At 59.8% G+C, this 23,567-nt stretch carries 29 protein-coding genes, 2 tRNA genes and 1 pseudogene; 13 read left to right on the forward strand and 19 right to left on the reverse strand.

Going from position 1 to position 23,567, the window contains the following annotated elements:
• The first annotated feature begins 104 nt into the window (after positions 1–104).
• Positions 105–269, forward strand: coding sequence for a DUF6290 family protein (locus HMPREF2808_RS13550; RefSeq protein ID WP_154762325.1), 165 nt, complete (start codon positions 105–107; stop codon positions 267–269).
• Positions 262–999 (forward strand): sortase family protein, encoded by a 738-nt coding sequence (locus HMPREF2808_RS10840; protein ID WP_070624638.1) that lies wholly within the window; start codon positions 262–264, stop codon positions 997–999. The genes HMPREF2808_RS13550 and HMPREF2808_RS10840 overlap by 8 nt, the downstream gene beginning before the upstream one ends.
• Here the strand turns inward: HMPREF2808_RS10840 and tgt are convergent.
• The gene (tgt, locus tag HMPREF2808_RS10845) at positions 987–2,270 is read right to left on the reverse strand and encodes a tRNA guanosine(34) transglycosylase Tgt (protein WP_070624639.1); all 1,284 of its coding nucleotides are present in this window, start codon (positions 2,268–2,270) and stop codon (positions 987–989) included. The two genes, HMPREF2808_RS10840 and tgt, sit on opposite strands and share 13 nt — an antisense overlap.
• A gap of 6 nt (positions 2,271–2,276) precedes the next feature.
• Positions 2,277–4,709 carry an MMPL family transporter gene (locus tag HMPREF2808_RS10850; RefSeq protein WP_070624640.1) on the reverse strand — a complete coding sequence of 811 codons (2,433 nt, stop codon included), beginning with the start codon at positions 4,707–4,709 and terminating at the stop codon, positions 2,277–2,279.
• Positions 4,710–5,162: 453 nt separating this feature from the next.
• Between HMPREF2808_RS10850 and HMPREF2808_RS10855 the strand changes: the two genes are divergently transcribed.
• Positions 5,163–5,498, forward strand: coding sequence for a hypothetical protein (locus HMPREF2808_RS10855; RefSeq protein WP_070564224.1), 336 nt, complete (start codon positions 5,163–5,165; stop codon positions 5,496–5,498).
• A 45-nt stretch (positions 5,499–5,543) separates the two neighbouring features.
• Here the strand turns inward: HMPREF2808_RS10855 and HMPREF2808_RS10860 are convergent, their stop codons facing one another.
• Complete coding sequence (locus tag HMPREF2808_RS10860; RefSeq protein ID WP_070624749.1) at positions 5,544–6,794, reverse strand: MFS transporter; 1,251 nt, start codon at positions 6,792–6,794, stop codon at positions 5,544–5,546.
• A gap of 114 nt (positions 6,795–6,908) precedes the next feature.
• On the opposite strand from HMPREF2808_RS10860, the gene HMPREF2808_RS13555 reads away from it, so the two are divergent.
• Positions 6,909–7,076 (forward strand): hypothetical protein, encoded by a 168-nt coding sequence (locus HMPREF2808_RS13555; RefSeq protein WP_168165080.1) that lies wholly within the window; start codon positions 6,909–6,911, stop codon positions 7,074–7,076.
• A gap of 47 nt (positions 7,077–7,123) precedes the next feature.
• On the opposite strand, the gene HMPREF2808_RS10865 is transcribed toward HMPREF2808_RS13555, so the two are convergent.
• From HMPREF2808_RS10865 to HMPREF2808_RS10880, 4 genes are all read right to left on the reverse strand, one after another.
• Positions 7,124–7,214 (reverse strand) — tRNA-Ser (locus HMPREF2808_RS10865).
• Between the two features lie 91 nt (positions 7,215–7,305).
• A complete protein-coding gene (locus tag HMPREF2808_RS10870; RefSeq protein WP_070624641.1) occupies positions 7,306–7,503 on the reverse strand; it encodes a CsbD family protein in 198 nt (65 codons plus the stop codon).
• Between the two features lie 93 nt (positions 7,504–7,596).
• Positions 7,597–8,040 (reverse strand): nucleoside deaminase, encoded by a 444-nt coding sequence (locus HMPREF2808_RS10875; protein ID WP_070624751.1) that lies wholly within the window; start codon positions 8,038–8,040, stop codon positions 7,597–7,599.
• Positions 8,041–8,074: 34 nt separating this feature from the next.
• Positions 8,075–8,578, reverse strand: coding sequence for a tRNA adenosine deaminase-associated protein (locus tag HMPREF2808_RS10880; protein WP_070524567.1), 504 nt, complete (start codon positions 8,576–8,578; stop codon positions 8,075–8,077).
• Positions 8,579–8,617: 39 nt separating this feature from the next.
• Here HMPREF2808_RS10880 and HMPREF2808_RS10885 point away from each other — a divergent pair, with 39 nt between their 5' ends.
• Positions 8,618–9,646 (forward strand): prephenate dehydrogenase, encoded by a 1,029-nt coding sequence (locus HMPREF2808_RS10885; protein ID WP_070624642.1) that lies wholly within the window; start codon positions 8,618–8,620, stop codon positions 9,644–9,646.
• A gap of 248 nt (positions 9,647–9,894) precedes the next feature.
• Here the strand turns inward: HMPREF2808_RS10885 and HMPREF2808_RS10890 are convergent, their stop codons facing one another.
• From HMPREF2808_RS10890 to HMPREF2808_RS10910, 5 genes are all read right to left on the reverse strand, one after another.
• The gene (locus HMPREF2808_RS10890) at positions 9,895–10,083 is read right to left on the reverse strand and encodes a hypothetical protein (protein WP_070624643.1); all 189 of its coding nucleotides are present in this window, start codon (positions 10,081–10,083) and stop codon (positions 9,895–9,897) included.
• 62 nt (positions 10,084–10,145) lie between these two features.
• Positions 10,146–11,249, reverse strand: a complete 1,104-nt coding sequence (locus HMPREF2808_RS10895) for a trypsin-like serine protease (RefSeq protein ID WP_070624644.1) — start codon at positions 11,247–11,249, stop codon at positions 10,146–10,148.
• Entirely contained in the window at positions 11,249–12,154 is a 906-nt protein-coding gene (locus HMPREF2808_RS10900; RefSeq protein ID WP_070624645.1) for an acyltransferase family protein, read from the reverse strand. Before HMPREF2808_RS10900 ends, HMPREF2808_RS10895 begins: the two co-directional genes overlap by 1 nt.
• Before the next feature lie 116 nt (positions 12,155–12,270).
• Positions 12,271–12,750, reverse strand: coding sequence for a hypothetical protein (locus HMPREF2808_RS10905; protein ID WP_070624753.1), 480 nt, complete (start codon positions 12,748–12,750; stop codon positions 12,271–12,273).
• 51 nt (positions 12,751–12,801) lie between these two features.
• Positions 12,802–13,503 carry a type 1 glutamine amidotransferase domain-containing protein gene (locus HMPREF2808_RS10910; protein WP_070624646.1) on the reverse strand — a complete coding sequence of 234 codons (702 nt, stop codon included), beginning with the start codon at positions 13,501–13,503 and terminating at the stop codon, positions 12,802–12,804.
• A 223-nt stretch (positions 13,504–13,726) separates the two neighbouring features.
• On the opposite strand from HMPREF2808_RS10910, the gene HMPREF2808_RS10915 reads away from it, so the two are divergent.
• The gene (locus tag HMPREF2808_RS10915) at positions 13,727–13,975 is read left to right on the forward strand and encodes a hypothetical protein (protein WP_141752607.1); all 249 of its coding nucleotides are present in this window, start codon (positions 13,727–13,729) and stop codon (positions 13,973–13,975) included.
• Here the strand turns inward: HMPREF2808_RS10915 and HMPREF2808_RS13560 are convergent.
• From HMPREF2808_RS13560 to HMPREF2808_RS10925, 3 genes are read right to left on the reverse strand one after another with little or no spacing between them, the layout of a single operon-like run.
• Positions 13,972–14,115 (reverse strand): hypothetical protein, encoded by a 144-nt coding sequence (locus HMPREF2808_RS13560; RefSeq protein ID WP_168165081.1) that lies wholly within the window; start codon positions 14,113–14,115, stop codon positions 13,972–13,974. The two genes, HMPREF2808_RS10915 and HMPREF2808_RS13560, sit on opposite strands and share 4 nt — an antisense overlap.
• A gap of 59 nt (positions 14,116–14,174) precedes the next feature.
• On the reverse strand, positions 14,175–14,510 hold the full coding sequence (locus HMPREF2808_RS10920) for a hypothetical protein (RefSeq protein WP_070624648.1): 336 nt from the start codon (positions 14,508–14,510) through the stop codon (positions 14,175–14,177).
• Positions 14,511–14,519: 9 nt separating this feature from the next.
• The gene (locus HMPREF2808_RS10925) at positions 14,520–14,699 is read right to left on the reverse strand and encodes a hypothetical protein (protein ID WP_070624649.1); all 180 of its coding nucleotides are present in this window, start codon (positions 14,697–14,699) and stop codon (positions 14,520–14,522) included.
• A 116-nt stretch (positions 14,700–14,815) separates the two neighbouring features.
• On the opposite strand from HMPREF2808_RS10925, the gene HMPREF2808_RS10930 reads away from it, so the two are divergent.
• Positions 14,816–15,463 (forward strand): hypothetical protein, encoded by a 648-nt coding sequence (locus HMPREF2808_RS10930; RefSeq protein WP_141752608.1) that lies wholly within the window; start codon positions 14,816–14,818, stop codon positions 15,461–15,463.
• A gap of 228 nt (positions 15,464–15,691) precedes the next feature.
• Here HMPREF2808_RS10930 and HMPREF2808_RS10935 read toward each other — a convergent pair whose 3' ends face one another.
• Positions 15,692–15,958 carry a helix-turn-helix domain-containing protein gene (locus HMPREF2808_RS10935; protein WP_070624652.1) on the reverse strand — a complete coding sequence of 89 codons (267 nt, stop codon included), beginning with the start codon at positions 15,956–15,958 and terminating at the stop codon, positions 15,692–15,694.
• 142 nt (positions 15,959–16,100) lie between these two features.
• Between HMPREF2808_RS10935 and HMPREF2808_RS10940 the strand changes: the two genes are divergently transcribed.
• The 6 genes from HMPREF2808_RS10940 (at position 16,101) to HMPREF2808_RS10970 (ending at position 19,995) form a co-directional block, all read left to right on the forward strand.
• The gene (locus tag HMPREF2808_RS10940; RefSeq protein ID WP_070624654.1) at positions 16,101–16,556 is read left to right on the forward strand and encodes a helix-turn-helix transcriptional regulator; all 456 of its coding nucleotides are present in this window, start codon (positions 16,101–16,103) and stop codon (positions 16,554–16,556) included.
• 13 nt (positions 16,557–16,569) lie between these two features.
• Positions 16,570–16,989 carry an ImmA/IrrE family metallo-endopeptidase gene (locus HMPREF2808_RS10945; RefSeq protein ID WP_070624656.1) on the forward strand — a complete coding sequence of 140 codons (420 nt, stop codon included), beginning with the start codon at positions 16,570–16,572 and terminating at the stop codon, positions 16,987–16,989.
• Between the two features lie 27 nt (positions 16,990–17,016).
• The gene (locus HMPREF2808_RS13390) at positions 17,017–17,571 is read left to right on the forward strand and encodes a hypothetical protein (RefSeq protein ID WP_141752609.1); all 555 of its coding nucleotides are present in this window, start codon (positions 17,017–17,019) and stop codon (positions 17,569–17,571) included.
• Positions 17,572–17,599: 28 nt separating this feature from the next.
• Entirely contained in the window at positions 17,600–18,667 is a 1,068-nt protein-coding gene (gene rhuM / locus HMPREF2808_RS10960) for a RhuM family protein (RefSeq protein ID WP_070624661.1), read from the forward strand.
• Positions 18,668–18,767: 100 nt separating this feature from the next.
• The gene (locus HMPREF2808_RS13845) at positions 18,768–19,121 is read left to right on the forward strand and encodes a hypothetical protein (RefSeq protein WP_070624663.1); all 354 of its coding nucleotides are present in this window, start codon (positions 18,768–18,770) and stop codon (positions 19,119–19,121) included.
• A gap of 52 nt (positions 19,122–19,173) precedes the next feature.
• Positions 19,174–19,995 (forward strand): tyrosine-type recombinase/integrase, encoded by an 822-nt coding sequence (locus HMPREF2808_RS10970; protein ID WP_246818574.1) that lies wholly within the window; start codon positions 19,174–19,176, stop codon positions 19,993–19,995.
• Between the two features lie 365 nt (positions 19,996–20,360).
• Here HMPREF2808_RS10970 and HMPREF2808_RS10975 read toward each other — a convergent pair.
• The 3 genes and pseudogenes from HMPREF2808_RS10975 to HMPREF2808_RS10985 form a co-directional block, all read right to left on the reverse strand.
• Positions 20,361–20,436, reverse strand: a tRNA-Arg gene (locus HMPREF2808_RS10975).
• Between the two features lie 166 nt (positions 20,437–20,602).
• Positions 20,603–21,670 (reverse strand): annotated as a pseudogene (locus tag HMPREF2808_RS10980) (GTP-binding protein).
• A gap of 33 nt (positions 21,671–21,703) precedes the next feature.
• On the reverse strand, positions 21,704–23,278 hold the full coding sequence (locus tag HMPREF2808_RS10985) for an SLC13 family permease (protein WP_070624665.1): 1,575 nt from the start codon (positions 23,276–23,278) through the stop codon (positions 21,704–21,706).
• Between the last annotated feature and the right edge of the window lie 289 nt (positions 23,279–23,567).

Here is a 23,567-nt window from a genome sequence, read left to right on the forward strand (position 1 = left end):
CCCGAATCCCCCCTTGGCACGCACTGTGCTGAGGGGGTCTATTTCTCTCTTCCCTTCACCCAACTTGCGTAATACGATGCATTCACAAGAGCAAAGGAGAATAAATGGCTGCATGTGAAGGCCGTCCGAAATCTGCTTCAGCCCGTGCAGCACTTTTGGAACGGGTCGAAGACTACTACGACCTTCAGGAACTGCGCACAGCAATGGCAGAGGATTCTGGCGAGCGGTTTAATCTTGATGAGGTATTAAAGGACATCGACGATGCATAAGCATCTACGAACTCCCCTCCTCCCCGTCCTTGGCCTAGCCACGACCCTAAGTCTTGTGGCGTGTTCGGGTACGGAAGAAGAGTCGTCGCCCGAAACGACGAGCCACGCGGCACCGGAAACGACGACGGTGAGCAGTGAGGCGTCGCCAAGCGCAGCACCCAGCACCACCCCTACCCCGCCACCACTCAATGAGGGCCCAGCACCCGCACTGACCGGCACGTTTGAGATGGAAGGCCCGGCCACCATCACGGGCGCTACCTACGATTCAATGCCCTTCGTTCTGCCCCTCAACCCCGCTGGGCCACAGGAGACCATGGTGCGCTGGGTGCAAGACTGGGGTGAGTCACCCGCCACGGCAGAACAGGGCACCACCTACGTCTTGGGCCATGCCTGGGGCCAGCAGAAGCTGGTATTCAACCCCTTCTCCGAGGTGGTCACCGCCAACGTCGATCTGAGCAACCCCACCACCGTGGAGGGTCTCGACGGGGCGCAGGTGCAGCGCTTTGCGACGCCCATCCTCAACGGCTCCCACATCCGCATGACGTCTGATGGTGGTGCCGGGCGCGAGTGGATCGTGGACAACGCCTTCCTAGTTGATAAGGAGCAATTAGGAAGCGACGCGGACCTGATGAATACCGAGGTTCCCGGGCGCATCGTACTCATCGCCTGTGCGGTAGACGGCGCAACAGACTTGGAGTACAACGTCATCGTCACCGGTCACTTGGCGTAATAGCGCCCCAGGAATTCATCGCGGTAGGCCTCGTAATAGCCGCCGTCGATCGACGCCCGGATGTTATCCACCAAGCGGACCATGAACTCCAGGTTGTGGATGGTGCACAGCGTGCCCGCCAGGAATTCCTTGGCCTTGAGCAGGTGGTGGATGTAGGCGCGGGAGTAGTTCTCCGAGACGTAACCGCCGAATTCCTCGTCCACGCCAGCAAAGTCGCGCTTGAAACGCGCATTAGTGAGGTTGAGGCGTCCATCGAGGGTGTAGACGCCACCGCGGCGCGCCAGGCGGGTCGGCGCCACGCAGTCGAAGGTATCCGCACCCGCCTCCACCGCGGTGAACAAGTCATCCGGCTCGGAAATGCCCAGCAGGTGCCGGGGCTTATCGACGGGCAGCTCATCGCACACCCAGCCCACAATCGTTCCCAGATTCTCCTTCTCCAACGCGCCACCGATGCCGAAGCCTCCGAAGCCGCGACGGCCATTCGCCTCGGCGCGATCGGAAAGCTCCACCAGCCCGCGCGCGGCCTGGCGCCGCAGGTCCTCGTATTGCGCGCCCTGCACCACGCCCCACAGGGACTGGCGCGGCTTCTGCGGACCGCGAGCAAGCGTCAAGCGGTCGTGCTCATCCAGGCAGCGCTGCGCCCAGCGGCGCGTGCGCTCCACGGATTCCTCCTGGTAGGTGCGAGTATCCACCAGGGTGGTGAGCTCATCGAAGGCAAACATGATGTCCGCGCCTAGGCCATGCTGGATCTGCATGGAGACCTCCGGGGTAAAGCGGTGGGAGGAGCCGTCGATGACGGACTTAAAGTCCACACCGTCCTCATCCACTTGTGCCATGCGTTCCTTCTTCGCCGCACGGATATCAGAATCCGTCAGCTCCGCCACGTCCATGGCCAAGACCTTCTTGAACCCCACGCCCAGGGACATGACCTGGAATCCGCCCGAGTCGGTGTACGTCGGCCCGTGCCAGTTCTCGAAGGTAGCCACGCCGCCGGCCTCGTCCACGATGTCGTGGCCCGGCTGCAGGTAAAGGTGATAGGCGTTGGACAGGATGGCTTGGGCGCCGGTGGCCCGGATCTGTTCCGGGGTCAGCGTCTTCACCGTGGCCTTGGTGGCCACCGGGATGAAGGCCGGGGTTTGGATATCACCGTGCGGGGTATGGATAACGCCGGTGCGGCCGTGCTTTCCCGGTTGTGCTGGACCGCTCAAGTCCAGCTCCTTCTTCACGTCGAAGGAAAGATCGGTCTCAAGCTGCGGCTTAGGGTGAGTCATAGGGAACTATTCTACGGGCTGCGCTGCCTTATCCTCTGCTTCACGGGATGCTGCCGCGTGTTTGCGCTCCCATTCTTCCTCGAGTGCGGTGCCCTCGATGTCCAGCTGCGGGATCAGCTTGTCCAGCCACTTCGGCATCCACCAGGTGGTATGCCCCATGAGGAACATCGTGGCGGGGACAAGCGACATGCGGACTAAGAAGGCGTCGAAAAGCACGCCCGCTGCCAGCGCGAAGCCGAAGATCTGGATGAAGGGCAGGGGCTGGCTGATAAACGCCACGAAGACGGAAATCATGATGATGGCCGCAGCGGTGACCACGCGGGCACCGGCAGTAAAGCCGGCGATGGTGGCCTCGTCGTTGGCGTTGTACTTGCTGTACTGCCCGCCGCTGCCCTGCGGGAAGCGGGAGAAGTGCTCGCGCATGCGGGTGACCAGGAAGACCTGATAATCCATGGCCAGGCCGAAGGTCACGCCGATAAGGAAGATGGGCATGAAGGAAATCAGCGGGCCGGGTGCTGGCACCAGGCCGGTGAGGCCGTCCTGCCACACAAGCACGGTCAGGCCGAAGGCGCCGCCGACGGAAAGCAGGAAGCCCAGGCCCGCCACCAACGGCACCAAGATGGAGCGGAATACCGCCAGCAGCAGGAAGATAGCCAGGCCCACCACGATGGCGAGGTATGGCCCCATGGCCCCTTCAAGGCGTTCGGTGATATCGAGCTGCACTGCGGTCAGGCCCGTCATGCCGATCTCGGCGCCGGTGGCATCCTCCAGCTCCGAGCTAGCCGTGCGCAAGGCGGAGGCGGTGCCAATCGTGGCCTCATCCGTTGGCGCTGTGGTGGGGCTGACCATGATCTGCGCGGACTTCATGTCTTTGCTCACGCCCACCAGTTGGGCGTGCTTGACCCCACCCACCTGGTTGAGGCGCTGCACGGAATAGATGAAGGAGGAAAGTGCGGCCTTCTTCTGCTCATCTTCCTCGCCTTCTTGGCCCTGGATATAGGGCTGTAGCGCCGCGGATTCCGGGTTGGCATTGGCGCCATCCACGATCACCAGGAAGGGGCCGTTGATGCCGGGACCAAAGCCTTCGGAGAGCAGGTCCGCTGCCTTGCGCTGGGTGGTATCCGGGTTGGAGGTGGTATCCGCCGGCAGGGCCAGCTCCATGTGCAGGACCGGGGCGGTCAACGCTCCGAGGCCGAGCACCACCAAGGCCATGACGATGCCAGGGGCGCGCTGCACCGTGCGCACCCAACGGTTGCCCATCGTTGCTTTCGTGCGGCGCGGGCGGCGCTTCGTGGGGTTGCCAGCCACGCCGGGGATGCGCCCGGCGAAGGCCTTATCACCGAGCAAGCCCAACATCGCAGGCACCAAGGTCAGCGCCACGAGCACTGCCATGAAGACCGTACCCGCAGCGGCCAGGCCCATGGCAGTGAGGAAGCTAATGCGCGCTACGAGCAGAGCGAAGAGCGCGATGAAGACCGTCGCGCCGGCAAAGACAACCGAGGAACCCGCTGTGCCAACGGCCATGCCGGCGGCGTCCGGCCCATCCATGCGGGAGCGCTCCTGCCGGTAGCGCGACATGATGAACAGCGCATAGTCGATGCCCACGGCCAGGCCAATCATGACGGCCAGCACCGGGGTGAGGTTGTTGAGCTCAATCCAGTGGGTAGCGATCATGACGCCCATCGCGCCCAGGCCCACGCCCACGACCGCGGAGATTAGCGGCATGCCCGCGGAGGCCAGCGAACCAAAAGTAATAATGAGAACGATAAACGCCACGGCCAGGCCAATGACCTCAGAAATCGAATTGACCTGGATTTCATCACCGAAGCCCGCGCCGCCGGCCTCTACTTCCAAGCCAGCCGCACGGCCGATATCCATGGCCTCATGGACCACGTCTTTATCCGCGGGGTCCACCGAATAGGGGCTTTCCGCCTTGAAGTCGAAGGTGGTGTAGGCGATGGTCTCATCAGCATTGACCATGGCCAGGTTATCGGCATCCGCCCGCGCGGTCTCCTCCGGCAAGCCCATGGAGGTGAACTGCTCAATGACCTGCTGCTGAAGTGCTGGCGATACGTCGAGCGGGTTACCCCAGCGCTGCTGGCTGCCCTCTGGGATATCAAGGCCTTCAGCAATGTGGTGCACCACATCCTCGACAGCATCTTTGTTCTGCGGATCGCTGAGCTTCTGCCCTTCCGGGGCCTTGAAGACGAGATTGACCGACGGCGCATTGGCCGGGTTACCGTTCTCCGGGAAGAGCTCCACCGCGCGGCGGGTGGCATCAATAGCGGGCGTGCCGCTGATGGAGTACTCCGTGGTCATCGGCTTCATCAAGCTCAAGGTCGCTCCGCCCGCAGCCGCCACGATGAAGATCCAGGCGATGATGACCTTCCATCGATTGATGAAAGACCAGCGGCCTAGGTGGTAAAGCAGCTTTGCCACGGAAATTCCCCTTCACATGCGCGATTATTGCTCGCGGAAGCTTTGGTGGTGGACACGAATGTGCACCAGTTTAACCAGTTGGGCTGTGAAGCCCTAACGGTATCGCACGCCCAGCTGGGCACCAGGATGAGATGAAAGCGCCGCGAAAAGAATCATTCCAAGCGGGGTACCGGCAGTAAAGACCAGCAGATCCTTCGCAGCGAACTGGTGCACTAGACCATCATCCCCCAAAGTCTTTCCTAGGAAATCCCAAGCAATCCAAACTACAGTCCCAAGACCAAGGGCTTTCGGTCTCCTTAAATGAAGACATCGCACGAGCAAACGACAAACTACTTGAGCCAGTTCAACGGGAGTAGGTATATCTTGACCTCATTAGAGGACCACCACCTTCGGTTTGATCCTGTCATCTCCAGAACCCTAAGTTTGACGGGCGATTCATCGAAATTGGAAGTGATGGCTAAGACATTCCTCGCGGTGTCTGCTCCATTCCTCGAAGAGATTCCTCCGGAAATCATTAATCGACTTAGAGAATCCGAGTTCTCCAAAAATCTCGAGAGCGCGGAGCGATGGCTCAAGGCGAGTGATGAGAGAACCCATCAAGCACAAATAGACCAAGAACCAGATGAATTGATTATCCACTATGGCAAGGTATCTGCCCTTGCAGAGGCTGCTTGCTGCATTGACCCATCCAATGTGGACAAACAAAATTTGTTCTACTTCTTGATGAGCCTGAGCTCGGTGGTCGTCGATCCACAAGTAATCATGGCTAGACAATTCAATGAGGCCTAAGCTCGCACATAGCCAATTGCACACCTGCGATGTGTACCTACTTCATTACAAAGGAACAGCACCCTCAGCCATATCTGCAGTACGCGGCGAACGCGCCACGGGCAAGGACGACGCAACGGCTGCAATTACCAACGCAGCTGCCAAAGCAACCGCCGCAACACCAGGATGAGAAGACAGAACCGCGAAAAGAATCATTCCAAGCGGGGTACCGGCGGTAAAGACCAGCTGATCCTTTGTTGCGAACTGATGCACCAGATCATCATCTCCCAAAGACTGCCCGAGAGAATCCCACGCAATGCCTGCCGCAGTCATCAACAAGGACGCGGCAGCACCAACTGCGGCGATGAGCACGAAGACCGAGGAGAATGCCAAAGCCAGGATCTGCCCGGCCAAAAGAATCAGCATCAGGATTTGCAAGGTGCTAAAACGCACCCGATCTAATGCCTTCAGAATTGTTGCGGCTGAGCCAAGCAGCGAACCGACCGCAAGCGCAGTTGCCATAAACCCCCACGACTTTTCGTCGAAAGTATTCATAATCCATGTAGGTCCAGCGCTTCCCAGGAAGCCGTTGACCACTGCCGCGACCAGCCAAGTACCGAGTCCTACCCGCACCCAGCTCGGGAGTGTTGGAGACGCAAGAGGTTTGTTCGAAGTCGATGAACCTGCGCTGTCCAGTTCTGGTTCAGCCGCTGCGCTATTAGAGCTTTCTCCTGCTGGTTCTCTGCGTACTGAGAGAAACGGAAGAACAAAGAGCATGGCTACGAGGAAAGTGGCGCCGTCGATAAGCAATACCGTGTTAAATCCCAAGGTGAGCACTGCCGCTGTACCGATGAGGGGGCCGGCGATAAACAGCACATCACCGAGCATCGACAGGGTTCCGTTGACGCGGGTGCGCTGCTCATCGGAAAACAGCTGCGACAAGAGGCTAAACCTTGCTGGCCCAAAGAATGACGAGGCACAACCGTACACGCAGCTTGAGAGCGCGAACGCAGCAATGGAATCGCCACGAGCAACCACCCACGCCACGAGTCCCCACTGCGCCAACATCCGAACGACATCACTACCCAGCATCCAGGTCACTGGCCGGTGTGGTGGCGGCAGCTTTCGGACCACTAAAGAACTGACGAAGCGGCCCGCCCACAGCGCGATAAGCACCACCGTCAAGCCGCGCCCCGACGGATCTACTCGGTGTGCCTGAAGCGCAAAGGCAATCGGGATGAGGCCGTCACCTAACCCGGAAACGACAGCGGCTGCGAAGACAAGCGAGAACGTAGTTTTAAAAGAAAGATTATTCATCAATCTCGACATTTTATAGTGTTCTGCATCATAGTATTTAACTATAGAGAGTCAGGGTACATCCCCCCTGTCCAGTCAAAGCTCTAACCGCTGAAGTGCTTTAGGAGCCCCCCCATGTCTACGTTCATCATCGTCGCCATCGCGGCCATCCTTCTCATTGCTATCCCTGCAGGCATGATGAGCCGACGAATTCACAAACGCACGGAAGACCACGACCCCGAGGCACGCCAAGCCGCGCTGGATTTCCAAAGAGATGTTGATAGAGGGCGGGCCGGCTTCTAAAACACAAAAAGACCGGCACCCCAGAGCTAAAACTGGAGTGCCGGATGTGGCGGTGGCGGCGGGATTTGAACCCGCGGTTGGGGGTTACCCAACAATCGCTTTCGAGGCGATCACCTTCGGCCGCTCGGACACGCCACCGCGTTCCAGATTACGGGAGTCATCCCGAGCGACAAAATCGCTGTCCATACCACGCGGCGCGGACAGCGATTCAGCTATTTGAGGCTAGGAATTAGTCCTTGAGGTTACCGATGACCTCGTTGGCCTTATCCTTGACGCCCTCAACGGCATCGGAAGCCTTCTGCTTGGCCTCAGAGGTGACCTGGTCGGCCTTGCCCTCGTTCTCCAGCTTCTCGTTGTCGGTCAGGCCGCCAGCGGTTTCCTTAGCCTTGCCGACGAACTCGTCCTTCTTGTTCTCAAAATCACCCATGATTTTCTCCTTACTCTCTACTTCTCTCACGTGGGCCACCAAGCCTACACCCGAACTGGAAGGCGGCTCCGGGGCCACTAACCCGCTCAGGGGCTAAGCGCCGCTGCCGCGAAGACCCCCGAAGAAGCCCGTGAGCAGCTCCGCGCACTCCTCCTCCAGCACACCGCCGCGTACCTCGGGAACGTGGAGGGCGCCGGGGGCGCGCAATACCTCCACCAGCGAACCGCACGCCCCCGTCTTCGGCTCAAAGGCACCAAAGACCACCGAAGACACCCGGGAAGCCTGAATTGCGCCCGCGCACATCGCGCAGGGCTCCAGGGTGACAACCAGCTCGCAGCCCTCCAGACGCCAACCATCGCCATGCACACGCACCGCTTGGCGGATGGCTTCCACCTCTGCGTGTGCGGTGGGGTCATTTAGCTGCTCGCGGCGGTTAACGCCGGTGGCGAGTTCTTTTCCGGAGGCGTCGTAAAGCACGGCACCCACAGGGATATCCCCCGCCGGCGTCGTGCGCGCGACCTCTAAGGCGCGGCGCATGCGGGCCTCCGCGCGCACCAGCCCCACCGCTGGTTTAAGAATCATCCGAGTCGAGGCCGTCGATGAAATCCTCTAGCTCATCGCCAAAGCCCAGCTCGCCGGCGATGCGCAGGAGCATGTCAGAAGGCCAGTCCTCATCGTTATCGATGATGTAGCCCAACTGGTTCTCATCGAGGCCGAGGTCAGCGAAGATATCGAAATCGCCGTCACCGTAGGGGTCGGCGTCCTCCCACTCGTCCTCGTCCAAATCCGGGATATCGATATCGCGCAGGTCCAGGAAATCCGCGGCGAAGTCGTCTTCGGAGGCATAGGTGGCGTCGGAAAGCAGCATGCGCACATCCCCCGGAACCGGGCGCACGACGACGAAATAATCATCTTCCACGCACAGCAGCGCGAATGCCGCCCCCTCGGAACGCAGGTTGCGCACCGCTTTGATGGAGGTGTTGACGTCGGTGAAGTCATCCTTGAAAGGGCGTATCACCCAGCCGCCTTCGGCACTGGCGACGGTGATGGCAAAGGACAGATCGTCGTGGCTCATACCTCGTCAGATTAGTCGGGTTGTGCCACAATTGTCACCGTGAGTTCTCAAGATGTTCAACGCCCCGTCTGCATTATCGGCCTCGGTCTCATTGGAGGTTCCCTCCTGCGTGACCTAGCTGCTGCACGCCATTCCGTGTACGGCTACAACCACTCCACCTCTGGTGCCCGAACGGCCATTAAACAGGGCTACGACGTCACCGATGATCTGCCGGCCATCCTGCACCGGGCCGAGGAAGACAACGCACTTATCGTCGTCGCGGTGCCCATGGATGCGGTTGCCTCGGTCCTCGACTCCATTCAGGAACACGCCCCGAGCTGTGGTTTGACGGACGTGGTCTCGGTCAAGACCGAGGTGCGCCAGCTCATTGTGCAGCGCAACATGGAGTCGCGCTATGTGGGCGGCCACCCCATGGCCGGCACCTCCAAGTCCGGCTGGGAGAACTCCCACACCGGGCTGTTCAACCGCGCTGCCTGGGTTATCACCTATGACTATGCCGCCGAGTGCGACGCGCGCGGCGAGCGCATCCCCGCCGAGTGGGAGAACATTTTTGCGGACGTGGTCCGCATGACCCAGATGGTTCACGCGGAGGCGGTTCCGGTGCGCGTGGCTAACCACGATGCCGCGGTCGCCCGCATTTCGCACCTGCCGCACGTGCTGGCGGAGACCCTCGCGGTCGTCGGCGATAATGGCGGCATCCTGGCACAGTCCCTGGCGGCCGGCTCCTTCAAGGACGGAACCCGCGTGGCAGGCACGCGCCCGGACCTGGTTCGCCAGATGTGCGAGACCAATGCACCCGCACTGGTCCAGGCTCTCGACGAGGCCCTTGAGTTGCTGCAGGATGCGCGCGAATCGCTGGCCTCGGATCAGCCTTCCATCGCCGCGCTTGCCGACGCTGGCTTCCGCGCCCGCACCCGCATCGAAGCCCGCTCCGGTGCTCGGAAGGAATCGGTCTCCCCGGTGAAGATCTCTTCCCGCCCGGTCTTGCGCATGCACCCGGGTGCGCCGAACTGGGTGGCGCAGCTGCGCCAGACGGAGTCTTTGGGCGGGCGCATCGAGATTTTCTAACCCGTTGGCGAGCTTCCAGCCCTGACCTTCTGCCCTTAATCGGTAGTTTCCCAACGGGTTCCCCTCACCCGGTTCCAGTCGAAAGGTTTGTTTGCCCCCAAACGAACCTTCTACCTGGCTAAAGATGGTTTACCTGCCCCCAGAGGAACCTTTTGACTGGAGACTTCTGAGTGAAGCCTTTTGTGGGGTGCCATCTGGTGACCGGCTGTGAAGCAGCGTGCGCGGCGGCGTCGGGCGGTGCGGGACGCTTAGTCGCGGAAGGTGTCGTCGCGGCGCTTGCGGGCTTGGGACTCATCGCGCGTGATGCCAAGCAGCGGGTAGCCCGCCAGGCCCACCGCGAGGCCCACCGGCAAGAGCCAGAGCATACCGGAGGCCAGCCACAACACCACCCCGAGAATGACACCAGCGATCAGACACGGAACGAGTTTCTCCTTCATGGAGATTCAGCCTAGCCGCACCATGGCTCTGGGCATATCAGGCGCAAAGTCCAGCAGTTATTTTAGCGTGTGCCCTTGCGGCGAAGAACGCGTGAGGCGATGGCGACAACCACCAGTCCTGCCACCCCAAAGATGCCGGCGCGCATGGCATAGGGCTCGCTGACCTGCATGGTTTTCGGAGGTTTCGGGGAGTTGTCGGCATTCAACACACCATCAGTGTCGCGGCCGCTGGTGACGTCCTCGATCCAATCGCGGACTTCGACCACGGACGTAATCGCCGCTGTTGGGGAAGGCAGATCCGGATCCGCGTTCGACGTTCCCGCCGTGGCCACGCCGACGAGGCGACCGCCTACGAAGAACGGCCCGCCGGAATCGCCGCCCTGCATGCCTTCGCCGTTAAGGGACTTCACGTCCATGATGGCCGCCGCAATCATCGGCCCTACTCCCCCAAGCTCACCAGCTGGGATGCTTTCCGCGCCACCTGGGCCAGAGGTGATCTCTGGCATGTCGCCGCCCTCCATCACCTGGGGCGCGTCGGACGAACCAGGGGCGGGAGCGACCATCCCACCGGGGGCAGGCACAGCCATCTCGCCAGGAGCCATGGCCCCGGAATCACCCGGAGCCACCGGCGTCATCTTCTGGCCGGACTCGTCGGGGCTCGCCGGTGGGGTGCCGCCGGATAGCAGTTCGCCTACTTCCATCTCTGCCATCGGCAGCTGACCTTTGCGGGCCATGCGGGAGCTGCTGCTCCAGCCGTAGAAGTGGCCTTTCTCGCCGGCGGTGGGGACAGCGTCCGCGAGCTTGGCGGGCTTAACGCCCTTGACGGGCTCGGTCAGGTGCATGAGGCCGGCGTCGATAGTCGGCGAAACAGCCCAGGAGTCCACGTCATAGACACGGGTGTCCTTACCCTGACCAAAGCGGGCCTGCGAGCCTTCGTTGTTGACGGACTCCAAGCAGTGGCGGGCAGTCAGCACCCACTGCTCAGCCACTAGCGTGCCGGTGCAATCGCCGAAGTTTCCGATCTTGCCCATACGCAGCGCAGCCACGGCAGCGCTTTCCTCCGAGTGAGGTGCGGGCTGGGCGAATTCCAAGGCCATGGCAGGCGCAGCGCCTAGCCCCACGACCAGAGAGCTGGCCACAACAGCAGTTATCTTTCGTGCCACCATTACGCGGCCACCTCCTTGATTGCCCAAGCCACGACCCTCTCGGCCGGGCCCTTTCCACAGAACTTCTTCCACAGCGCGCTCAGCACCAGGAACGCGAGCACAAAGCCCAGTGCCGCCATGGTGTTATGCAGCGAAACGTGTGCTTGCCAGTAGCGTGCGGTGAGAATGTGCAGGATATAGATGGTTAACGACATCGAGCCCAATGCCGCGAAGGGGAAAGCCAAGCGCGGTAGCTGACGGCCAATGATTAAGCACAGGTGCAGCACCATCGCGGTGACCGCCACGGAGAGAAGGATTTCACCAAGCACGCCCGTATGCCCGGTAAAGCGCAGCCAGCCGGCGATATCCGGGTTGAAGCGCTGCCACAGGCCGATGCCAGTAACGACGACGGCCACCGCGGTCGTGACGATCTGGGTGCGGGTGGGGCGGGTGAGGTAGACGTCGTAAAGCAGCATGCCCGCCACCATGTACGCCAGGAACGCCACGAGGGGGTAGACCTGCGGGAGGGTGTAGGGCGCGTAGAGCACCGTGGCACCCGCAGTAGCCAGCGCGAAGAGCAGGACCTTCCAGCCGGTGGCCAGCGGCGGCACCCAAGCGGTGAGAGCCATGGCCGCGCCCATCACCACGAGCACGACCTGAATCTCGCCGCCAACAGGCAGCAGTGCCACGCCGATGAGCATGACCAGAAGGCCGCGGGCGACCAGCTTGAGGAAGACCCGCAGCGAGTAGTCGCGGGCAAGAATCATCATCGTGGTACCTGCAATGATGGCAAAGCCCGCCGCCGGCAGCCCGGAGAGCACCACTTTGGCGCTCCACACCAGATTGGCCATGTGCAGAATAATCATCCCGATGATGGCCAAGGAACGAGCAATATCGAGGCCCACTATTCGGGCGCGCGCTGACACCTATTCATCTCCTTGCAGTTGAAAACGTTTAAAGACCGACCAGTGGCTCTGGCCGGTCTTCTTATTTGTGTGTGTTTTCAGCTCTGCATTTCATCCAGCGCTGCGTGATATGCGTCTCAGCGAATGAGCGTGATGGCTTGGTCCCCGTTCACAAGGTAGATGCGCTGCGGCGTTACGGAGGCAGCAGGATCCACCTTCACCATTACTGGGCTCGCAAGAAGTTTCATGATGGCCCCGTCCGATTGTGGGCCAAAGCAGACGTGATCCGATATCAAATCCCACGTGATATCTATCTGACCAGCCTCATTGCTTTCAAAGTGGAAACCGGCGATATCGCAGGAGAACTCCATGACCTGATCCCTGAAGTTCACATAAAAAGATTCCGGCTGTTCCGCGGACTTCCACTCAGAATTCTCCACGAACTCCATCTGCTGTGCATTAACGGTAACTAAGCCCGAGGGCACGCTAGTAACGATGTTGCGCTGCGAGGATCCAGCTTCCGCTATACCCGAGCTCCCCGGCAGTTCCGAGGAGCCAGCAACAGAAAACAGAGAGGAAATGAAAAGCAAGATAGCGGAGAGAATCGCTTGAATCATGGGCACCATTATATCCCCCGCTGGCGGGCCCACCGTGCGATCCTCCAGTACTTACTTGCCCAAGTCCTCCAGGATGCGCTTAGCCAGATCAGCCGAAGACTGCGGGTTCTGGCCAGTGTAGAGGTTGCCGTCCACAACGACGTGGGAGCTCCAGTCTTCCGTTGCCTTGTCATACTTGACGCCCGCGTTCACAAGCTCACTCTCCAGGAGCCACTTCGCATTCTCCGCAAGCCCAGTGGATTCTTCCTCGGTGTTGGAGAAGCCAGTCACGTTCTTGCCGGCAAAGGCGTTGGTGCCATCGTCGTTCTTCGCTGCCAAGAGCGCAGCGGGCGCATGGCACAGCAGTGCTAGGGGCGTGCCGGAAGCAAGGCGTTGCTTCAACAGTGCACCAGAAACGGCGTCGACAGCCAAGTCCTCCATGGGACCATGTCCACCCGGGTAAAAGACGAGGTCATAGTCTTCCTCGTTAACGTCAGCGAGCGGCTTCGGGTTATCGAGTTCGTTGTTGATGGACTCAAGGTAGGAACGAATATCCTGAAGCTCCTCGGGGTCACCAGCTCCTTCACCAATGCTCATCTCATCCAGCGTCGGCGCTACCGCGTTGGGGGTAGCGATGGTGATTTCCCAGCCGGCATTGCTAAACAGGCGGTGTGGAACGGCAAGTTCTTCGGCCCAGTACCCAGTCGGGTGAACAGAACCGTCCTTCTGGGTCCAGCCATCTGCCGCACTGACGACGAACAATACGCTAGTCATTCTTAATCTCCTTCACATCACGGTTTTGCTTAGGCGCCCCACTATGTCAGAAAACTCGAATCTGCGCCGTTAGTGCGGGAGCGCGACTGCGGAACGCCCGGTTAAGGCTCCGGGGCACATCCGGGGCTCCTTTCGTTTTGTGCTGATTTTCCACTGCTGTGGGGTTAACAATGTGGTTCACTTTCTGCCGGGACATTTCCCTGGAAAGTGAGGTGAAGTGAAGATGAGTAAGGAACAAGAACGAGCCCAATTGCAGCTGGCGAAGTCGATGTTTGACCAGGCGGCTATCTCTGTCAGTAAGGCCCGTTTCAACCTGGATCAGGCCGAGGCATCCAAGAAGGCAGCCGCCGAGAAGTTCGACAAGGCTGAAGAGTTCTACCAGCAAGCCAAGACCACACACAGCTCTGCCGAAGATGCTCTCAACGCCGCAGTTACTGCGTTTGAGCAGAAGTACGGAGAAAAGCCGTTCTAACCAGGCTCGTCGTCGCCAATTTTCTGCAGTTCTTCGATTATTTTCTTTGCGTATTCGATGGCTGCTTTGGAGAAGGCGATCGACTTTTCAGCCAGTTCCTCCGGCGTTGCAGCGCCGGAGGTTTCTTCGTGATTACTCATAGTTTTCCTCTCTTGATTCCCTCCTGCGGTATCCCCTGCCACAGGAGAGTTGCTATCCGCTACGGCACCAGCAGGGCCTGTTCCAACACAGCTTTTTGGGCCGCGGTCAAGCTCATACAACTCGACATAACCAGCGATGCGAAGGCCTCAGACGGCACTTCACGCGCTGTCCAATATCCCTGTCCGTAAATGCCGTCAATAATCATTTCGGTGAAGCATTCCGCCTGGTCTTGCCAGCCCGGCTCGAAACCAAACTCAGTGCGACAACGCACATCAATACCGCTGCGCATCATGTCGCGGATCGAGCGCGACTGCAGCTCCTCCCAACTCAAGGCATCCATCTTGTGGGCTCCTTTCCTTTCTTCGTCAACATCGGCAGATTTCAATAGCGGCATGGTGGTCTCCTATCGGATAAGCAGGACGGGGCGCTGGGCCTGGTCCTCGGTGGGCTTGTGGTGGCGGCCGCGGTAGTCGCGTGGTGCGGGCTCGTAGTCGCGACCGGTGTGGCGGTGGAATAGTGCAGCGAACGAGATGGCCGGCGTACGCATGCCCAAGCCGCAGTCGCGGGTGGTATCGAATTTCATGGTGGTTTCCCTAGAGGTTGGTGCTCCTGCGGTATCCCCTGCCGTAGGAGCATGTGGTGGTCCACTGCGCTAGGTGTTTTCCCTAGCTAGGTGGTGGGTATTCTTTGCTTATGGATGTGAGTTCGTTATTCACCGTGCTAAGTGGTGTCACTGGGCTGGTCGGCGTTGGCTTGGCAGCTTGGTCCAAGTTGGATTCGAAGCGCGCTAACGAGATTGCCCAGCGAAGTGAGCAAAAGGCGGTGGAATCCCTCGCTGTCGCTAAGGAGTCCAACAGCATCGCGGTAGATGCGCGTGAGCTCGCAGAGGAAGCGAATGCGATAAGCAGCAGGGCCGAGGCTCGCGACACTGAAGTCAATAACGTGAGCTGGAAGGACGACTGGGTAGACCCGAGCACCTGCCGGCTCACCAACACGGGCCAAGATAAAGCCCTGAACGTCGTCGCCACGGTTGTCGTAGACGGGGAGCACCTCACGCACCCGACCGTCGACCTGGCCCCCGGCGAGGACATCCGCATCTCGCTGCCGGAACTTCTCGAAAAGCTCCGCCGCAACAAAGCGGAATTCGACGCCGAACAGCAGGCTTACCGAGCGCGACAAGCTAAACTCGCCGCCACCGGCCTCGGCCCCAGTTTCTCGGTAGGCATTGCCCCGATACATTTCCCGCTCAAGTTCGACGTCACCGTGACTATCCAGTGGCGCACTCCGCTCGGCAAGCAGCTCGAGCGCATCATTGAGCACCCGGACTGCGTAATGAGTCTCGTCTAAAGACAGCTCCCAAGGATTCGTGAACTCGTCCGAATCATTAGCAACTTTCACCTGCGTGGAGCACGTAGTTCCCTGCTCTCGTTCACGGCGAGCTAATACGGCCTCTGCCGTTTCCACATTCAGCACGATCTTTCGAGCGGTTTCCCCTGGCGTTGCCCCGACGGGGGCTTTCTTATTGTTAGTGCTCATTGTTTTCTAACTTCCAATCACTTCATGGGCCCGGCGCGCCTAAACGGCGACCGTCTTGACGATGCGCGAGCGGTGAACGCGGACGGATTCCTCAGTAACATCGAAGGCGTCAACGAACGGGACCGCGATTTTGGCAAGCACCGCGCCGATGAATCGGGGGCTCGCCTCGGCCTTCATGTTGAGCTGTCGGCTAACGGTTGAGGGGGTAACTCCGAGGATTTTGGCGAAGTTTGAGGCACCGCCGTTTTCCTTTATCTGAGCTTCGAGCCACTCTTGGTTCACTCGGACAGTGTTGATAGTTTCCACTTTTCACCTCCTAGTATGTGTTGCTACAACCATTGATTGTTCGAACACAACTGCACTTACACCGTTGGAAGTTTGTGCGCAACTGTAAGTTGCATTGGCCCACTACTTGCACAATTGCGCGTGCGCAATTAGTGTTTACGTTATGGAAGAAACTCGCTGGTGGAAGTACGTAACTCAACTAATCGGGAATGACTCGTTCAAGGACGCGGCCGAGAAGGCCCGGTTCGACAAGTCGGCGTTCTCGCGATGGAAGAAAGGCGCCAAGGCCGACCCAGAGTTCGCTGTGAAACTCGCTCGGGCTTACGGCGCGAATGTGTTGGAAGCCCTCGTAGAGTCCGGCTTGATTTCCGAGGACGAGGCCAAGCTACGACAGGTAAGGGTCGGAGGTGTGCTTCTAACAGAAGCAAACGACCACCAATTGACCGATGAAGTCCTGCACCGATTGGTTCACGGCTCCGATGCTAAAGGGAATGTCCAGAGCAAGGTCTACGATTTGGACGACCGTGGCAAGGATGACCTAATCGACCGAATCAATGCTGGCCTCGAACCCGTAGCCGCCCAGGAGGCAACGGAGCCACTAGAGGAACACCAGCCCTAGAAAGGAATCCCCTATGTCCCCTATAGAGGAGCGCCTACACGACCTGCTAGCCCAGGCAGGTGTCGAGCTAGTAGAGACAGGCAAGCTCGACGCCAGGTACAACGCCTGTTACCACCAGGCCACCCGAACCATCATCGTGAGAACGGGGCTGGACCCTGCCACTCGCACGTGCGCCATCGGCCACGAGCTTGGCCACGCGGCCAACGGTGATGATTGCTCCACCGCGCGGGCCGAACGCCTCGCAGATGAATGGGCCGCACGGAAACTTATCGACGTCGACCTAGTCGAAGACGCCGCCGCAGACAACGGCGGAGCACCAAGCGCCATCGCCGCCGAGCTAGGAATTACCCCACGACTATTACGAATCTGGATGCAACTCTACGAAGCCGGCCGAATCCCAACCCACAGCCCATACAGCTGCATGATTCTCTAACCTCTCAGCAATCACAAGGAACCACCCATGAAGAAGCTATTCGCCTCCATCGCCACGGCCGCGCTACTCGTGGCCGGATGTTCAAACTCTGGCGACAGCACCCCGGCTACCTCCACGAGCGCGACCACCTCAACCTCGGCGGCCGCCACGTCCAGCACGTCGGCCACGCCGACCTCCACGAGCGCAGCAGCGACGAGCACGAAGGCACCCGAGTCGAACGCGCAAGCAACCACCGCAGCAGCCGACGAAGAACCCTACGTAGTCCAGTGCCTCGAAGGCACGCCAGGTCCCGCGCTGTGGTCCGATGGCACAACCGCCTACTCCGACTGGTGCTGGCAGCAGATGGGCGGCGCCGCAGCGGCCGAGGCCGAAGGAAATGCCGGCATCGACAGCGCGCCGACCTACGCCAACAAGGCCGAGATGTGCGCCGCGCACCCCGAGTACCCCGCCTGCAACGGCGGCGTCGATATCCCCATGACCAACACGCCCACCTACGACCCCAACAGCGGCGACGGGTACGGCCCAGACCAACAGTTGCCGCCGCTGTGCCAGCGATTCCCGTCTGAATACGGCCCCTGCTAGACCAAAGAAAAAGGAGTTGGAGACAATCATGACTAATCCCCCAGTCCAACGTGAAGAAGATGCTCTAGGCGAGTTTGTCGTCTACACGACGGAAGATGAGCGCACAGAAGTTCATCTCCGTCTTCGCGAGGGAACGGTCTGGATGACACAGGAAGAAATGGCATTGCTTTTCGATGTCAGTGTGGCCACAATCAGTAGACACCTCAGGAACATCTACGAAGAAGGTGAAATAACCAGGGACCGAACTCTTACAAAATTTGAAAGAGTTCAATCTGAGGGGGACCGCGACATAACTCGCCTTCTCAATCACTACAATCTCGATGCCATAATCGCGGTTGGCTACCGAGTCCGTGGACCACGAGGAATCCAATTCAGAACCTGGGCGACATCCGTACTCAAGGAATACCTAATCAAGGGCTTCGTCCTCAATGACGAAAAGCTCAAGGATCCTCGCGGGGCCGATTACTTCGACGAGTTACTTGAGCGAATCCGGGACATCCGGTCGTCCGAGCGGCGCTTTTATGCCGAAGTTCGGGAGCTTTTTTCGCTCGCCGAGGACTACGATCCCAAGTCCGAAAAATCAAAAACGTTCTTCGCAGCTATTCAAAATAAGTTGCATTACGCGATTACAGGTCTTACTGCCTCAGAAATCATTGCAACAAGATGCGACCCCCACGCAGACAACCTCGGACTTACATCCTTTAGAGGCAAAAAGGTACGCAAGGGCGACATTACTTCCGCCAAGAATTACCTGCTTCCAGATGAGCTGGAAAACTTGAACCTCCTAGTTAGCCAATTCCTCGACTACGCCGAAAGCCAGGCTAAGCGACGGAAAGTAGTTCGCCTTGCAGACTGGATGCAGAAAACAGATGACTTTATTGCATTCAATGAATACGAGCCTCTTCAAGACCGTGGACGAATCAGTATGACAGAGGCTAAGCGGCTCGCAGGCGAGCGGTACACAATCTACGACTCACGGCGACGTGCAAAAGAAAATGATGCGATCGAATCACAGATTATCGATGAGCTCAAACATATCGAGTCCCGAATTCTCAGAGACCGCGCACGTCTGCAACCTCGCACACTAGATCAATAAATTAGGCCCCTCCCCCGGCAAGTTTGGCGACAGACGGGAGAGAGGCCCCAGACAGGTGAACCGCTAAGCGATTCGCCCTGACAAGGAAGAAGTCTATCCCATGGCCTACATTGTGGACCTCTGGACAAAGAAGAACCCCGACAAAAGCCCCGGCGCGCCGAAGAAGGTGCCGAGTGCGCGGTGGGGCGTCGGCAAGCGTTGGCAGGTGCGCTGGCAAGAAGCCGGTGAGTGGACCTCGGAGTCGTTTGTGACCCAGGATGCCGCGGAGTTGCATCGCTCGCGGGTGGAGGTGGGCCAGGACGAAGGGACCTGGATCACCAAGGAGAAGAAGGCGATCACCTTCGAGGACCTGTGGGAGCCTTGGTACGCCTCGAAGGCCGGTATCTCCGAGAAGACGCGGCGCGACTACCTGTCGGTGTGGCAGACCCATGTGCGGCCGACGTGGGGGCGGTGAGGCGTGTGCTTCGGTGCAGCGTTCGACGGTGACGGCGTGGATCGCGACGTTGGTGAATACCAAGACGGTCAAGGACGGCCAGGAGCCGCGGCTGCTCGGGGACGCGCAGAAGTACAAGGTGGGCGTGGTCATGCGTGGGCTCATGGACTTGGCCAAGGAGCGCGGCGCGGTGGCGTCGAATCCGTTGGAGAAGGCCGTGGCCAAGAAGCCGGGGCCGTCGGAGCGGCGCTACTTGAAAGTCCACGAGGTGGACGCGCTCATGGATGCGGCGCCGACGGATGCCGCGCGGCTGCTACTGCGGGTGCTCGTCATGACGGGCCTGCAGCCGGGCGAGGCGAAGGCGTTGAAGGTTAAGGACCTGGACTACGACCGCGCGCGCTTGATGATTCGCCGCGACGTGGACGACCTGGGGCGCCCGGACCAGACCAAGACGCGCAAGCACCGCGACGTGCCCATCGGTGGGTCGCTGCTGCGCGAGCTCATGGCCGCGGCCGAGGGCAAGGACCCCGAGGCGTGGCTGGTGCCCGACGAGCGTGGCCACGTGTGGACCACGTCACGCTGGAGGACCGTCTGGTTCAACATGCTGCAGTACACGGGAATCGAGGGGCTGGATACCTACGAGCTGCGGCACACCGCGGCGTCCCTGGCCATCGCCGCGGGCGCCGACGTGAAGACGGTCCAGCTCATGCTTGGCCACGCCTCGGCGGCTATGCCCCTGGATACCTACGCGCACCTGTGGGAGGAAGGCCTGGACGCGATTCCCGACGCCATCGAGTCGAAGATGGCCGCGGAGCGCGAGTCCAGGGCGATAAGCGAGCGGATGAAAGACGCCTCGGAGGCCGAGCGCCGGCGCTCGATGTTCCGCGTCGTGTAGCCCGGCGCGCCCACACATAAACCCCGCCAAGAAGTCAGCGACTTGGCGGGGTTTATGCGTGTGCGGATGATGTTGAGTCCTGGCGTTGGCCGCGGGCCCCATGGCTATGCGCGAACCATGTTTCCCTATTCCCTAGAAAGGATTGGACCTGCGGTCAACACCTGTAAATAACCCTACGGGTGACCGTGATGCCCCGTGATTATGGCGGCGATCAGCCGTTCACATGGCGATCACATTTCGTTCACACACAGAATTAACGCGAACCAATGACCTGCAACAACTCGCAACATGTGGGGAGTCCCCAGAAATACGAATAAACCCCCAGGCTCTAGCCTGGTTTTAATGGCTTAACCTGGGGGTTTAGGTGGTGCGCCCGGAGGGATTCGAACCCCCAACCTTCTGATCCGTAGTCAGATGCTCTATCCGTTGAGCTACGGGCGCAGTCCGTTGGTTTGCAGTGCTTGACGCCGGAGCGTGTGCGCTCTGCTGTGCAACGAGGAATAACTATACCCACACGCTAGAAATCTGACAAATCACGATGTCAATGCATGTTTTCTACCCAAGAAATGGGCATAGCAATTCACCCCGTGTTCACCTTAAGGAGGGACTAGACGAGGGTGGCCACTTCGGCGTCGGAAAACACGGCGTCACGAAAAGCCTGCAGAGTGGACTCGTGGTCGAAGTCGACGCCGATGAGCACGAGCTCGGTGCCGGGCGTAACCCCATTGGCCGCCCACAGGGAGGCCGGCATGATCTGTAAGTTAGGGCCGGCCTGCTGCCAGGCGTGGGCCACGCGCAGATCGGTATCAACCCAGCAATAGCCCTTCGAACGCACCAGTCCGGTGCTGGCACGAAGGGCCTTCAGCAGACGCTCGCGGTTGAAGGGACGGTCAGCGCGGAAGACCACGGAGGAGATGCCATATTCCTCGGTTTCCGGCGTGTGTGGGTTGGCCAGCTCCTCCGCTTAGCCGTGGTAGGTCGCGGCGGTGGCGGTGTCATAGAGGTGGGCGTCAAGAACCAGCGTGGGATCAATAACACCGTTAGTGACAGGCACGACGCGGGCGCGGGGGTTCATGGCACGCACGGTGGCGATGACGCGCTCAGTTTCGGCGGCCTCCACCAGGTCGGTCTTGGTGATGAGGATGAGATCGGCGAACTCGACTTGGTCCACGAGCAAATCGGCAATGGTCCGGTCATCCTCAGGCGTGGCCTCAATGTTCTCGGAGACCAAGCTGCGGCCGCGGCGAAGATTAGTCAGGAATGTAGAGGCGTCCACGAGGGAGACCATGGTGTCGATAGGGGCGACGTCGGCAAGCGTGGTGCCATCTTCAAACTCCCACTCGAAAGTGGCGGCAACAGGCATGGGCTCAGAGATGCCGGTGGACTCGATAACGATCTGGTCGAAGCGGCCGGAACGAGCCAGCTTGCCGACGGACTCAATGAGATCCTCGCGCAACGTGCAGCAAATGCAGCCGTTGGAGAGTTCAACGAAGCGGTCTTCGCCGCGTTCAAGATGGCCCTCGCCGGCGACGAGGGCGGCGTCGATGTTGACTTCGGAAAAGTCATTGACAACAACCGCCAGCTTGCGCCCCTCACGGTTAGCAAGCAGGTGGTTGAGAAGGGTGGTCTTTCCGCTGCCTAAGAATCCGGACAGCACGGTAACGGGTGTAGCCATCCCGTAATGATAACGTTTTTCATTAATTGAGGGCTACAGAACCAACCCAAAGACCGGAACGGCAAGCAGGTAGACGGTGATGGTGATGAGCACGCAGCCAATCAGGTTGAGGCCGATACCGCCCTTGATCATGTCGCCGATCTTGACGTAGCCGGAGCCGTAGGCAATCGCGTTCGGCGGGGTCGCCACCGGCAGCATGAAGGCACAGGTTGCGGCCAGCGCCACCGGGATGGTGAGCAGCAGGACGTTGATGTCGCCATTCTGGGTAAGGCCGATACCCACGGCCACGCCGCCCATAATCGGCAGGAAGGTCGCCGCAGTTGCGGTGTTCGAGGTGATCTCCGTCAGGAAGAGCACGAGCAGGGCCACCGAAGCGATGAGCAGGATGATGGGCAGGCTGCCCAACCCCTTGGCCATCTCACCAATCCACAGAGACAAACCGGACTTGTTGAACATCGAAGACAGGGACAGGCCACCACCGAAGAGCAGGAGCACATCCCACGGCATTTCGCTCGCAGTCTTCCAATCCAGCAGACGCACGCCAGTCTTCGTGTCGGCCGGGATGGTAAACAGCAGCAAACCAGCGGCAATGCCCACGATTGCGTCGTCGTAGTTGGATTCCTTGCTCACAAAGAAGGGAATGATCACCCAGGCCAAGGCGGCACCGAGGAAGATGATGCCCGTCATGACCTGCGGGCCGGTCCATGGGCCAAGCTTTTCAATCTCGGAATCAATGAGCTCGCGGCCGCCTGGAATCTTGTCCATCTCCGGCTTGAACACGGTAATCAGCATGAACCAGGCAATGAACAGGAAGATGAATGCCAGCGGCATGCCCACCATCATCCACTTGCCAAAGCCGAGGACGATGCCGTGAGTTTCCTTCATGTAGCCCATCAGCAGGGTATTCGGCGGGGTGCCGATGAGGGTGCCGAGCGAGCCAATCGACGCCGCGTACGCAATACCCAGCATGAGCGCGGTGGCGAACTTCTTCTGTTTGCGCATGCCGCCGACGGCGTCGGCAGTCAGCGAAAGCACGGAAATACCAATCGGCAGCATGACCACTGCGGTAGCGGTGTTGGACACCCACATGGACAAAAAGCCGGTGGCCAGCATGAAGCCGAGGATCAGCTGCTTGGGCGAGGTACCGACGACCTTGACCACGAATAGCGCCATGCGGCGGTGCAAGTTCCAGCGCTGCAGGGCCAGGGCGATGAGGAAGCCGCCCATGAACAAGAAAATGGTGGACGAGGCATAGGGCGCACCAACATCCTTGATGCTGCCCACACCTGCCAGCGGGAAGATGACCAGCGGCAAAAGCGCGGTGGCGGCCAGCGGGATGGCCTCCGTCATCCACCACACACCCATGAGAATGGTCACGGCCGCTACGGCGCGCAGCGCGCTCTGGGTGTATTCCGTGTCATCCTTAGCGCCAGGCGATTGCAGCACCGTATCGACGGCGTTGCTCGGGAAAATAAACCACACGAGAGCGGCCAAAACGAGCCCGAGGATAAGGCCAATAGCCATGCGACGCCATTCGCGCGTGTCGACGCCACGGTCGTCCTCGCCCTCCGTATGCGAAGTTGAGACGTGAGTTTGCGGGGTAGTCATCTGCCCCCTCCTTTTCCTGGTTAACCAGCCCCCCATTCAGCCGAGAGAGAGTTATTAGGATCGCCGAATGGGCCTACAACTTCAGGTTATCGAGGTCACAGACTGCCAACAAACACTTTCCGATCATTACCCCCGCTAGCGCCATAAAATCACCCCTGTTAGCAAACTCTATTGCAGAACAACTGCAAAGTTTGCTCACCAATCTGTGGGCACTCCCCGCCCAATTCCCCCTCCTCCACAGATCCCCAGACCTCGATCCCGCAACCTGCAGGTGGGCGTCGCCAAGCGC

This window comes from Corynebacterium sp. HMSC078A10 (assembly GCF_001811565.1).
Lineage (GTDB): Bacteria > Actinomycetota > Actinomycetes > Mycobacteriales > Mycobacteriaceae > Corynebacterium > Corynebacterium hesseae.